This window comes from Paenibacillus sp. FSL E2-0177 (assembly GCF_037992975.1).
In the GTDB taxonomy this organism is placed as follows: Bacteria; Bacillota; Bacilli; order Paenibacillales; family Paenibacillaceae; genus Paenibacillus_AQ; species Paenibacillus_AQ odorifer.
This window is the reverse complement of the sequence record NZ_CP150307.1, coordinates 5,608,007-5,620,538: the sequence shown is the minus strand read 5'-3', so window position 1 is coordinate 5,620,538 and position 12,532 is coordinate 5,608,007. Positions and strand designations below refer to the sequence as shown.

Here is a 12,532-nt window from a genome sequence, read left to right as displayed (position 1 = left end):
TCCGAATTTAATATAGTACTTATGATAACAGAACGGGCGTGCGCATCAAATAGGGGGTGTTGCTTTACTTATTCCATGCATGATAAAAGCGATCGTCAGGTTGATTTCTTCCTCGTCGTTCCAGTCCTTATCTGGCTGCAGCAGCAAGCGATTCATCAAATAACCTACGACAGATGAGAGTGTGAAGCGTATAAGTGTGGGTGTAGGCACCTCTATGATTTCACCCTTTTCCTTAAAATGTTCAACAATATCAATCACGCGCTCCAGTATTTTGCTAAGAATATTCTCTACAAACTGCGCTCTAACTGTTGGCTGAAAAGGAATCTCCTGAATAAGAATCTTAAGAATTTTAAAATTCTTGCGGGCGAAATCCAGCCGATTGATCATAAATGCCCGCAGGAACTCCTCGAAGCTGTCGTAGGGCATATCGAGCACGCCGTTGAAATTCCGCAGCACAAAAGGCGCAAGCATGCGACTCATGGTAGGACCTACTATGGCAAGCAGCAGATCATTTTTAGTCTTGTAATAGCGAAAAATCGTTCCCTCGGCCACGCCCGCCTTCTGAGAAATTTCACTCGTTGAAGTCGCAGAGTATCCTTTTTCGGAGAATACCTCAATCGCCGCTTGTAGAATAGAAATCTGCTTCGGTGTCAGTTTCTCGTCTTTGCTAAGGGTCAGCAGCTCTTCTATCCACTGCTCTTCTATATTTTGTTCCGTAGAAACTTCCTCTTTCATTACAATAATCCTCCATGCTTAATTCATTTTGTTTCAATGATAATAGCTTTTGTGAAGTTACATTTTGCGATGTTTGCGCAGTGCCAATACATTCAGCAGCATAAATAGCAGCGAAAATCCTATAAGTACATAGACATCCAGTGCAATTGCGCTCCATCCTTTGCCACGGACCATAATGTCCATCAGAGCTTCTGATCCGTAATAGATCGGTGTAGCGAGGCCAACGCGCTGGAGCCACAGTGGGAGGGTATCGAGCGGGAATAATCCACTGAGGAAGATTTGTGGCACTATAATGAGCGGAATGAACTGAATCATCTGCAACTCATTGGCTGCAAAAGCCGACAGCAGTGTGCCCAACGTCAGCGCTGTCATCGATAGGAGTAATGTGATCAGCAACACGTAACCAAAGCTGCCTGTCATCATAATGCCAAGAATCTGTATGGAATACCATGAGATCAATAGCGCCTGAAAAACGGTAAATATGCCGAAACCACATACATACCCGATCACAATCTCCCATCTTTTTAATGGAGTCGAAAGTAGGCGTTCAAGCGTGCCTGTGGTTCGTTCCCTTAAGAAGGATACACCTGCAATCAAGAATACGAAAAAGAAAACAAATACGCCAATCATAATGGGACCGAAACGGTCGATCGTCTTCATATTCTCAGAACCGTAAAGATAGCTGATCTGCGGCTGTAATTGTTCCTTTGTGCTTGGAAGAAGCTTCTGGGAGATTTGTTGCAGCGTCATGATTACTGCCTTGTTGGCTGTAGGGTTGCTACCTTCTAGCAGCACTTGAGGCGTAACTTGCGAATCTCCGGCGGTTCCGTTCAAAGTGATCAAAGCGTCAATTTTTCCTTCTACTAAAGCGCCTTTTCCCAGCTCTGCGCTGGCATATTCTTTGATGGTGGCATTTTGTTCTTTTAACGCAGCTGACATATTTAGAGGTACACCGGACACACCGATTTTTGGTTCATAGGCGTCACCGTTGAAGACCAAGCTCATTAAGCTTAGAACGAGGAGTGGTGCAATGAACATTAATGCCATTGTTCTTTTATCATGAATGAATTGTCGCAAAATCCTTAAGGTGATCGCTCGGATTCTCATGAACGCACACCTCCATAATATAAAAAGGCTTCTTCAATAGAAGCTGAACCGGTGGCTTGCAGCAGTCCGGCAGGCGTGTCGGCAGCAAGCAGCTTGCCATCACGGATCATTCCGAGCCGGTCACATTTTTCAGCTTCATCCATGACATGCGTGGTCAGCACAATAGTGGTGCCTTTCTGGTTCAGCGCTTTTAGTTCCTTCCAGATGGATAGCCGCAATACCGGATCTATGCCAACTGTAGGCTCATCAAGAATAAGCAACGGCGGTTCATGCAGCAGCGCGATCGCCAATGATAAGCGGCGTTTCATCCCGCCGGAGTATTGGTCTACTCTTTTTCTTAAATGATCTTGTAAATTAACGATCTCCATTACGGCTGTGATGCGTTTGGAGCGTTGCTCCCCCTTTAGTCCATATAGCGCTGCAAAAAACTCCAGATTCTCCTTCGCGCTAAGCTCCGTGTACAAGGCATCAGACTGGGCCATATACCCAATCTGTTGCAGCATAGTCAGCTTCGGCATCGTCACGCCAAGTATTTTCACCTCGCCGGAGGTTACCTCATCGATACCTGTAAGCAGCTTCACTAATGTTGTTTTTCCTGAGCCCGATGGCCCTAATATGCCAAAGGTTTCCGCACGTTCCACTTGAAGCGAAATATCCTCGAGCACCTGTTTCTCTCCAAACGCTTTCCCGACATGGCTCACTGAAATAACTGGAGCCTCTGAACCCATGTTTATCTCCTCGATTCTGAATGTTCTGGGATACTTGCTTGAGTTGAAGATGGTGGTGATAAGGTGGTGATGGTGTAGATGGTGTAGATGGTGTAGATGGTGTGGATGGTGTGGATGGTGTAGATGGTGGTGATGGTGATGGTGATGGTGATGGTGATGGTGATGGTGATGGTGTTGAACTGCATTGCGTTAAACACTCTAAGTACATAATGAGTGAGTACTCACTCATTACTCTGCATCAAAAGTTAGGAATTGTAAACCATATATTTTATACAAATGTATCCCACAGTATAAGCTTAATCCCGATTGAGGTTTGTTAATTCAACTTGTCCTTTTACTATGTATATAGAGATGATTTGAATGAAAGGCAAAAGTGCCACTAAATAGTGTCAGTCCGCCTAAACTAGGTAATAGAAAGACATAAATGCCCTTAAATGGCGTCGATCCACTTAAATCAGCTAAAAGAAAGGCATAATTGCCTCAAAATAGCACGGGTTTACCTAAACCAGACAAAAGAAGGGCGTAAATGCCACTAAATAGGCATGATTTAGATAAATCAAGCTAAAGAACGGTATAAATCCCGCACAATGAGCTCAATCCGACTGAAGTCAGAAAAAGAACGGTATAAATCCCGCACAATGAGCCCGATCCTACTAAAGTCAGTAAAAGAACGGTATAAATCCCGCACAATGAGCCCGATCCTACTAAAGTCAGTAAAAGAACGGTATAAATCCCGTACAATGTACCCAATCCCGCTAAAGTTAGCAAAAGAACGGTATAAATCCCGCACAATGAGCCCAATCCCGCTAAAGTTAGCAAAAGAACGGTATAAATCCCGTACAATCAGCCGAATCTCCTACGATGCCCCTTACGCAGAAAGCGCCCCAACAGACCAGTTAGTTTTTAAATCGTAAGCAGCAGCCACATAATTGATAGCAGACTCTCGCCAGTAACAAGCTTCCCTCACGCCTACAATCTCAAATTAGTCCCTACGTCTCACCAAATCCCAAACAATTCTCCAACTAAATAAGCTAGCCACACCAAGCACCTTTTTACGAAAAGAGGCTGTTTTTGCTCTTTAGTTCATTTGGTTTAGAGCAAGAAAATTGTTAAATGAGCTAATATACCTGATTTTTTTAAAAAAAGAATACTAGTTAATATTTCCATTACACTCCTCTGCAACAGAATTGACAATTGTAGACGAAAATGACATTAGCAGTTACCTATACGAAAAGGGTGAATCTAATTGAAAAACAGTAAATGGATTAGCGCAACGTTGGCTTCAGCACTTCTTGCAACAGTAGGCGTTGGAAGTGTATCTGCAGCTAGCACCGGCAGTAATGTAAAATCTGTAGCTACCAATCAAGTCGCTGCTGTTACAGCAGTTAAAGAAGGTACAACTACTTGGAATGTAAACGGAACGCCGATTGTGTTTAACACCATTAACAGCAGTGGTTACAAGCTTTACTCGCTGACTCAGGTAGCTGGTGAAATTGGGGCTAAGGTAGTACTGGGAACAAGCGGGTTTGAACTTAACGACAGCAAAGGACTACATAATGTGCAACTCAAAACAGGCTCAAAGAGCTATCAAGTAGATGGTAATTCCGAATCGTTCACAGTGGCTCCAGTGTTTTATAACGGTAAAACCTATGTAGAGCTGACTAAGTTAGTTATTGCATTAGGTGGAGAGCTGGATGCTGATGCTAGCACGATTTTGAGCTTTGCACGTCCGGAAGGATTGTTTGATACTTTGCACTGGACGGCAGCTGGTAACCTGATTGCGAACAAAAGTGATGCTGAAACTACTCAGCTTATCAAATTCAGTACAGAACCAGGTAACTATGAAGTGTTTTCGTCAAATGACAGTGCGGTGGACTTTGCAGTATCGCCGGATCAACAGTGGGGAGCTTTTAATGATGAGAAAGGTTTGCTGAATCTGATTAACTTGTCTAGCGGAGCTGTTAAAACACTAGGCACCGACAATAGCGTGAAGACAGATCTGGTTTGGTCCAAAGATGGGAAAAGCATTTATTTCATCCAAGGAGACAAGCAAGAAAAAATCGCTAAAATCTCAGTAGAGACTGGTGATGTTAAATCCGTTTTGGCTGACAAGGTTGAGAATAAATCTGAACTGCGCATTTCTGCTGACGAAAAAAGCGCCGTTTATATCGTTAATTTGACGGGTGTTGCTAAAAATGATGCAGACAGCACAGAAGATTCTCTTACGGTAGACTTTAGCTCGGCAGGAGAGCAGCTTTACAAGCTTGATCTGGCTACAAAAGATGCTAAACCAGCTGCATTAACAACCACAGCGGATAACAAGCTTTACCCAGAGATTTTGGCTGATGGAAATGTGGCATACCTGAGCGCAGATGCAGACGGCAATGCGAAGAATACCCTGAAGCTTGTAAAAGCGGACGCAACCAGCACTAATATTGCACTTGATATCGAAGTGAATTGGTCCACTGGCGTTAGCAATGGTTTGGCAGTGGCAGGTACTACGGCAGACGGAAGCACAGTGATCTATTCTATCGATGGTAGTGGTGCAAAGACCGAACTGTTCCGTACGACTGAAGATGTATCTGAAGTATCTGTATCTAAAGACGGAAGCAAGCTTGCGATTGTGAGCGGCGACAGCGTATGGGTTATCCAAGGCGGTAAAGGGCTGCAACTGACTAAATAATGATTATCCCAAACATATTTTAACGGCCTAGAGCCGAGAGGAGAAAATAGTACAATGAAAATCTTCAAGAAATTAACAGTAACGGCTTTAACAGCCGTAATCGCGGTAACCGCATCTTTTGCAGGGATTGCAGCAGCAGCAGATTCACTTAGTGGCAAAATCACCGTTAACGGTTCAACCGCACTTCTTCCATTGACCTTGCAAGCGGCAAAAGAATTCCAAAAGCTGCACCCTAAAGTGAAAATCGCAGCATCTGGTAAAGGTTCTGTAACTGGACCACAAGCTGTGAAAAAAGGCATCGCTGATATCGGCGCTTGCGACTGGGATGCTAGCATCGACGTACCAGGCTTCAAAGCTTTTGACGGACAGGTAGCGAACAAAGTAGCTGTCATTCCTTTTGCAACGATTGTAAACAAAAATGTGGGTGTAGATAACCTCACAACAGAACAACTTAAAGGTATTTTCGCTGGCAAAATCACCAACTGGAAAGAAGTAGGCGGCGCAGATGCAGATATCGTTGTCATCACTCGCTCTTTCGGTTCTGGTACCCGCGTTAACTATCAAGCTAAAGCCTTGGATGGCGGAGATATCGTTAAAAAAGCTAAGAACTACAAAGAAACAGGTTCATCCGGCGACATGAAAACAGCAGTAGGAACTACTCCTAACTCCATCGGTTATATCGACCTTGTTTATGTAAGTGGCGACGTAAAAGCAGTGAAACACAACGGTATCGCAGCTACTACAGACAACGTAATTAACGGTTCTTATAAGATTTGGGCTTATGGTTACTACATGACTAAAGGTCAACCTACTGGCGCAACTAAAGAATTTATCGAATACGTACAAAGCAAAAAGTTCCAACAAGGTTCTCTGAAAAAGCTTAAATTCATTCCGATCGCAGCAATGAAGGGTTAATAACATCTGAAGATCATATTGAACGGTAACAGCGGCCAGCCCCGATTTTGATACGGGGTTGGCCGCTTACAGGAGGGAAAGTATGGGGGCACCAGTCCACAACCTGGCAACTAAGGTTAAGGAGGGCGTTACAGAAGTTAGCGCCAACTCCAAACGTCACAGTAGACATATGTTTAGCAATCGATTATTCCGCTTTTATTTCTTATTCAGCATTCTTGCACTTTGCTTCGTGCTTGGACTTGTAATTCTATTTATCGGCAAAACGGCGCTGCTTCTGTTTGGTCATCTCTCGCCTGCGGACTTTTTCTTTTCTTTTAACTGGACGCCTGAAGAGGACTCCTTTGGGGCTGCTGCCTTCATTGTAAATACACTTTCACTGACGGCTTTGACCCTGCTGATCGCAGTACCTATTTCTGTGGGTATGGCCGTGCTCTGTGCGGAGATTGCTCCAAAGTGGATGAAGACCTTCATTCGCCCGGTGCTCGATTTGCTCGTTGGTATTCCTTCTATAGTATATGGTTATTTAGGCTTAACGGTATTACTTCCTTTTCTGCGTAGAGTTAGTGGGGAAAGCTTGGGCGATGGATTACTGGCTGCGGCCCTCGTGCTCGCATTAATGGTCCTGCCAACAATTTGCCGAATCAGTGATGATGCAATTGTCGCTGTTCCACGCAAATATCGGGATGCTGCGTACGCTCTTGGATCTACCCGTCTGCAAGTTATTATGCGTGTTGTTTTGCCTGCGGCTAGCAGAGGAATTATCTCCGCGGTCATTCTCGGGATGACTCGTGCTGTGGGGGAGACAATGGCTGTAGTTATGGTTATCGGAAACACACCACAGTTGGCGAAAACCTTATTTACACCTGCTTCGGTCTTGACTAGTAACATCGTTATGCAAATCTCGAATGTAGAGTTTGAATCAACCTGGAATTATGCCCTACATATGATGGCTTTTCTTCTGCTGGTGATTTCCTTTGTACTGATTCTGATCATCCGCGTGCTGGGTAGAAAAAGGAGGGATGCAGCGTGAACGGATTCGCAAGTACAAAGCATACAGCGCGTGCTCAGAGACGCAATAAGCTCGCGACTATTGGGTTTTATACGCTTGGGGCTTTAGTCATGCTGCTAATCTTCTGGCTGCTCTTCACGATTCTTAGTAAAGGTCTGCCAGCGCTGCGGCCTGACTTCCTGATTAAACAGCCTGAAGAGATTGACGTAGGTGGCGGGATCGGTCCTGTACTTTTCAACTCTTTTTATATTTTGTTCATCTCGCTGCTTATTTCCGTCCCTATCGGTTTAGGTGCGGGGATTTATATGGCGGAGTATGCTCCGGATAATGCTTTTACAGGCGGCCTGCGTATATGTGTAGAAGCTCTCTCTTCGGTTCCTTCAATTGTATTTGGTATGCTTGGACTTGCGATATTTGCTGAATATTTTGGAATCGGCCTGACGATTCTTGGCGGTGGGGTAAGCTTGGCGCTTTTGAATCTGCCTATGCTTGCACGTGTGACGGAGGAAGCGGTTCGTGCTGTTCCTGGGGAGATGCGTGAAGCTGGATATGCACTGGGCATGACTAAATTCCATGTGATCCGCACAGTAGTTCTACCCGTTGCAATGTCAGCCATTGTTACTGGGATTTGTCTCGTTGCTGGGCGCGCCTTCGGGGAGTCTGCGGTTATTATCCTTACCGCAGGCCTCAGTACCTCGGGCGAAATGTGGGACTTTAATCTGTTCTCGCCGGGAGAAACCCTAGCAGTGCATCTATGGTATGTACAATCTGAAGCAATTGTAGAAGATGCGCGGCAAATCGCTGACAAATCAGCAGCCGTACTCGTATTTGTAGTTCTGTTTATTAACTTTGCCTTCCGTTTTCCGCTCTGGCTCGGAAATCGTCGCAAAGGGCGCTGATTCCGCTAATATAGGAAGACATGCATAAAAAACTGTCTCTCGGCGAGAAATCGCCGTGAACAGTTTTTTTATTCCCGATTAAATAAGCAAAGGTACTCTCATCCTTCGATAAAATTGCTAATGCGCGTGTCTTTTGAGTAATTGGATTGGCCACGCTTATAGAAAGCTAAAAAAGTTCCCATATTTAAAAATCAGAAATGGGAATTTGAAGATTAATAGTCGATGAGTAATGAGTGGTTTTTAATTGCACTTTATGCATTTATTTTTGATGGGGATAGGTTTGTTTGGGTTTAATTGCACTTTGTGCAGTTAAAAATGGTGAAAAGGCCATTCTAGGAGTAAATCTGAGAATATAAGTGTATGAAATGCAATTAAAGCGAGTTTTGGAGGTAAAAGGGTACTTTTAGTTGCAGAAAATGCAATTAGATAGCATGTAGCGGCGTTTCTCCGGAAAAGCAGCCGTGATGTTCTAATGCGGCGGGGTATGATGTGGTATTGACTCATAAAAACTGATCATCGATTGCTAAGTTTCACAGAACCCTGAGCCCCAATGAGTTCTAAGTGTGACCAAGTCCGAGCGAGCATCAAAAGTTAAGCACCATCGACTCATAGCCCGACGAGGCTAAGTTTTCATCAGGCTCTGAGCTTCGAATCCGAACTCCATGAACCCCTGAGACTCGGCTAATCTAGAGCCGCGAATCTTTAAGCTCAGTCGTTCAGTCGTCTATTCGTCCCAGTGACTCCCTGAGCTCCGCCTATTCCTTCTCCTGAGCTCCGCCCAACCTCTCCCCTGAACACAGAAACAGCCTTCCCGAAGGAAGGCTGTTTCTATATGACGTCCCGGAAGGGATTCGAACCCCCGACCGTGCGCTTAGAAGGCGCATGCTCTATCCAGCTGAGCTACCGGGACATGGTTGCTGGCAGAAAAGCAAGCAGGAATTATCATATCATATGGGGTGTTTTTTTTCAAGCTGTTTTTTAAAAAGAGTACGGGGTATGCTATAATCTACAATTATTAAGTTTCGGAAGAAGCTTAAGGTATTAATAACTTTTATAATGGTTAGGATTCCATTCACATAAGTAGACATAAGGAGGTGCCCTCATTAAACATTCGGATTCCCCCGCCACCAAAGAGAATATCGTCCTGTTCCCCAAGACACTGGACTATTATCAAATCCAGCTGACGGTGATGCTGGAAAGTGAACGCTACGGGGAAGCGATGGAGCTGCTTCGTTTTTTGCTGCAGTGTCAAGGACAGGAAGAGCGAAATTACGAGGAATGGCGGTCCCTGCTGGAATGGCTCGAAACGGCATTTCCTTACGCGTCCCAGAATGGAGATGCGGAGGGAGCTGTTCACCCCGAAGACGAAGATTTAAGGGAAGAGGATATGGCCCGCTTTTTGGCCAAATCTAAAATGAACGAGGATACGGGGTATCCCAAAAAGCTGCTGCAGCGGGTGATGAACGAGCCTCTGTCTGAGGCGACAATACTTGCACTTGAGCAGCTATCCTATCTGGAAGGTGGCGGCGTTGACGAGGAGCTGACCACTTGGCTACAGGGGGATAATGTTCATCCACTGCTGCAATTTCGGACCTTGCAGACGCTTAAGCGGCGTGGGATGCAGGGAACAGTGAAGCTGATTCGCGGACATGAAAAGGTACTTGTAGAGATCGAGAGCGTGCCACTGCAGACGGAGGATTTTCCTCCGCAGGTGAGTCATGTGCTGGAGCGGGTAGCCGGGCAGGCTGAGGTGCATGAGCCTACGCTGTATTATTTTGCACAAGAGCTCTGGGGCCAGTTCATCATGTCGATTTATGGGTCGGATGAATATCGGAAATTGCTGGAAGGCGAAGACGTTTTGCTGGATATTTGGGCAGGAGCGTTGCACCAATTTGTTTCTGAGAGTTTAAACGGCTCCCGACAAGAGGAAGAGACACGTGGAATGTATGGCATCACAGACGGCATGCGCTTTCAATTTGAGGGAGCTTATCGTGCTCTCAAGGGTTTTATAAAGACTTCTCTACTTGATAAATAAAGTAATGTTGTATATAATATAATGGTTATTCTGTGCGTGGATTGTATCATTATTTGAAGTAAACTTGTGAACCTATATTTTGGAGGGAAAAGTATAATATGAAAGCAACATGGGAAAAAATAGAGAAGAACCTTGGAGTTCTTGAAGTAGAAGTAGACGCAGAACGCGTAACAGCAGCACTTGATAAAGCTTTTAACAAAGTCGTTAAAAAAGCTAACGTACCAGGCTTCCGTAAAGGTAAAGTACCTCGGCCGATCTTTGAATCCCGTTTTGGTGTAGAAAGCTTGTACCAAGATGCAATCGACATTCTTCTTCCTGAAGCTTACGGTGAAGCAGTTGAACAAACTGACATCTTCCCTGTAGACCGTCCTGAAGTTGATATTGAGCAATTTGCTAAAGGTCAATCCTTTATCTTCAAAGCGAAGATCACGGTTAAACCTGAAGTGAAGCTCGGCGATTACAAAGGTCTGGAAGTTCCAGTACAAAAAGCTGAAGTGACTGAAGAAGAGTTGAGTGCTGAACTTGCTCGTCTGCAAGAACGTCATGCTGAGCTTGTAGTAGTTGAAGAAGAAGCAGCAGCTAACGGCGACATCGCTGTAATCGATTTTGACGGATATGTTGATGATGTACCGTTTGAAGGCGGAAAAGCTGAACGTCACTCTCTTGAGCTTGGCAGCAACTCCTTCATTCCAGGATTCGAAGAGCAAGTGGTAGGAATGGCTACTGGAGATTTCAAAGATGTTGAAGTTACTTTCCCTGATGAATACCATGCAGAGAACCTTGCGGGTAAAAAAGCAGTATTCAAAGTGAAGCTGCACGAAATCAAACGCAAACAACTTCCTGCATTGGATGATGAATTCGCTAAAGATGTAAGTGAATTCGAAACTTTGGATGAGTACAAAGCAGATCTGAAAGCTCAGCTCGAATCCCGTAAAGAGGAAGAACTGAAAGGCCTTCGTGAGAATGCAGTTGTTGATAAAGCAGCAGCTAACGCTGAAGTTGAAATCCCTGAAGCTATGATCAACAGTGAAGTTGAGAATATGGTTCGCGACTTCGACACTCGTCTTCGTCAACAAGGCATGAACATGGATATGTTCCTTAGCTTCTCCGGCCAAACTCGTGAAGACTTGCAGAACCAAATGAAAGGCGATGCTGAAAAACGCGTTCGCAACAACCTGGTATTGGAAGTTATCGCAAAACAAGAGAACATTGAAGTTTCCGAAGAAGAAGTTAACGAAGAGTTGGCTACTATGGCTGAAGCTTACAAACGTACTCCAGAAGAAATCCGCAGCATCTTGGCAGCTAACGGTTCACTGGGCAGCTTGAGCGAAGAGCTTTCGTTGCGTAAAACCATTGATTTCCTTGTTAGCAATAGTGTAGAAGTTGAAGCAGTAGAAGAAGCACCAGCTGCTGAAGACACTAAAGCTGAGTAGGATATTTTAAAATTATAAGAAGGTATAAGTTTCACTTTATACTTTATTCTTATAATTCTCGCATAAACGCTTACCGTCCTTAAAAGGACGCCGAAGGCGTTTTAGCTTGACACTACCTAGAACGGCCAGTTACACGGCCTCCATACAGATATGATAAGGCACGTAAGTTTCGTTACGTGCCTTATTTTTATCCTCGGCCGCAAATATATGTGACTACATAGGTATCCGTATGAACGTATGGCAATAAGGTAATAGGGGCGGTAACGTCACAATTCACAAGCAGCGGACTGTCCACTGTAGTGAAAAAATGACATCGCGCCGTGAACGTGTTAAAATATTTCTGAAACGATAAGACTAATCTGTACAGAGAAAAGAGGTTGGTGGCATGAGTCTGGTACCAATGGTTGTGGAATCAACAAGTCGTGGAGAACGTTCGTACGATATCTATTCCAGATTGCTCAAGGATCGCATCATTTTCTTAAGCAGTGCGATTGACGATGATGTCGCCAATCTGGTTATTGCTCAATTGCTGTTTTTGGCAGCAGATGATCCCGAGAAGGACATTCACTTGTACCTCAACTCACCCGGTGGTTCAGTAACAGCCGGCATGGGTATATACGATACGATGCAATATATCAAACCGGATGTTTCAACCATTTGTGTAGGGATGGCAGCAAGCATGGGATCGCTCCTTCTAACAGCTGGGGCTCCGGGCAAAAGATATGCGCTGACCAACAGCGAAGTTATGATTCATCAACCGCTCGGCGGTGTTCAAGGTCAAGCGTCTGATATTTGGATTCACACTGACTGGATCCTCAAGACGAGACAGAAGCTGAATCAAATTTATGTAGATCGCACAGGTCAGCCCCTTGAAAAAATCGAACGGGACACAGACCGCGATAACTTCATGAGCGCGGAAGAAGCCAAGGAATATGGGCTTATTGACCAGGTTCTTTCTTCACCGATGAAATCTTAAAGGGGTGGTTAG

General features: G+C 44.7%; 12 protein-coding genes and 1 tRNA gene. 7 read left to right on the top strand and 6 right to left on the bottom strand.

Going from position 1 to position 12,532, the window contains the following annotated elements; translation table 11 throughout:
* Positions 1-45: 45 nt before the first annotated feature.
* The 5 genes from MHI25_RS25125 to MHI25_RS25105 form a co-directional block, all read right to left on the bottom strand.
* Positions 46-735: a TetR/AcrR family transcriptional regulator gene (locus MHI25_RS25125; RefSeq protein WP_076129439.1), complete on the bottom strand. Its 690-nt coding sequence runs from the start codon at positions 733-735 to the stop codon at positions 46-48.
* A gap of 57 nt (positions 736-792) precedes the next feature.
* The gene (locus tag MHI25_RS25120; protein ID WP_340392707.1) at positions 793-1,842 is read right to left on the bottom strand and encodes an ABC transporter permease; all 1,050 of its coding nucleotides are present in this window, start codon (positions 1,840-1,842) and stop codon (positions 793-795) included.
* Positions 1,839-2,570: an ABC transporter ATP-binding protein gene (locus MHI25_RS25115; RefSeq protein ID WP_076303258.1), complete on the bottom strand. Its 732-nt coding sequence runs from the start codon at positions 2,568-2,570 to the stop codon at positions 1,839-1,841. The genes MHI25_RS25120 and MHI25_RS25115 overlap by 4 nt, the downstream gene beginning before the upstream one ends.
* A 2-nt stretch (positions 2,571-2,572) precedes the next feature.
* The gene (locus tag MHI25_RS25110) at positions 2,573-2,755 is read right to left on the bottom strand and encodes a hypothetical protein (protein WP_340394542.1); all 183 of its coding nucleotides are present in this window, start codon (positions 2,753-2,755) and stop codon (positions 2,573-2,575) included.
* Between the two features lie 376 nt (positions 2,756-3,131).
* Complete coding sequence (locus MHI25_RS25105; RefSeq protein WP_340394541.1) at positions 3,132-3,413, bottom strand: hypothetical protein; 282 nt, start codon at positions 3,411-3,413, stop codon at positions 3,132-3,134.
* 403 nt (positions 3,414-3,816) lie between these two features.
* Here MHI25_RS25105 and MHI25_RS25100 point away from each other — a divergent pair, with 403 nt between their 5' ends.
* The 4 genes from MHI25_RS25100 to pstA all read left to right on the top strand — a co-directional run bounded on the left by MHI25_RS25100 (position 3,817) and on the right by pstA (position 8,076).
* Positions 3,817-5,253 (top strand): stalk domain-containing protein, encoded by a 1,437-nt coding sequence (locus MHI25_RS25100; protein ID WP_340394540.1) that lies wholly within the window; start codon positions 3,817-3,819, stop codon positions 5,251-5,253.
* A gap of 54 nt (positions 5,254-5,307) precedes the next feature.
* A complete protein-coding gene (locus MHI25_RS25095; protein ID WP_038573065.1) occupies positions 5,308-6,168 on the top strand; it encodes a phosphate ABC transporter substrate-binding protein in 861 nt (286 codons plus the stop codon).
* Positions 6,169-6,250: 82 nt separating this feature from the next.
* Positions 6,251-7,198, top strand: a complete 948-nt coding sequence (gene pstC / locus MHI25_RS25090) for a phosphate ABC transporter permease subunit PstC (protein ID WP_036685038.1) — start codon at positions 6,251-6,253, stop codon at positions 7,196-7,198.
* A complete protein-coding gene (gene pstA, locus MHI25_RS25085; protein ID WP_036685040.1) occupies positions 7,195-8,076 on the top strand; it encodes a phosphate ABC transporter permease PstA in 882 nt (293 codons plus the stop codon). Before pstC ends, pstA begins: the two co-directional genes overlap by 4 nt.
* An 836-nt stretch (positions 8,077-8,912) precedes the next feature.
* On the opposite strand, the gene MHI25_RS25080 is transcribed toward pstA, so the two are convergent.
* Positions 8,913-8,986 (bottom strand) — tRNA-Arg (locus tag MHI25_RS25080).
* Positions 8,987-9,265: 279 nt separating this feature from the next.
* On the opposite strand from MHI25_RS25080, the gene MHI25_RS25075 reads away from it, so the two are divergent.
* The 3 genes from MHI25_RS25075 to clpP all read left to right on the top strand — a co-directional run bounded on the left by MHI25_RS25075 (position 9,266) and on the right by clpP (position 12,520).
* Positions 9,266-10,111, top strand: a complete 846-nt coding sequence (locus MHI25_RS25075) for a hypothetical protein (protein ID WP_340395708.1) — start codon at positions 9,266-9,268, stop codon at positions 10,109-10,111.
* A gap of 98 nt (positions 10,112-10,209) precedes the next feature.
* Entirely contained in the window at positions 10,210-11,544 is a 1,335-nt protein-coding gene (gene tig / locus MHI25_RS25070; protein ID WP_036685045.1) for a trigger factor, read from the top strand.
* Between the two features lie 385 nt (positions 11,545-11,929).
* Positions 11,930-12,520: an ATP-dependent Clp endopeptidase proteolytic subunit ClpP gene (clpP, locus tag MHI25_RS25065; protein WP_076129430.1), complete on the top strand. Its 591-nt coding sequence runs from the start codon at positions 11,930-11,932 to the stop codon at positions 12,518-12,520.
* The last annotated feature ends 12 nt before the right edge of the window (positions 12,521-12,532 follow it).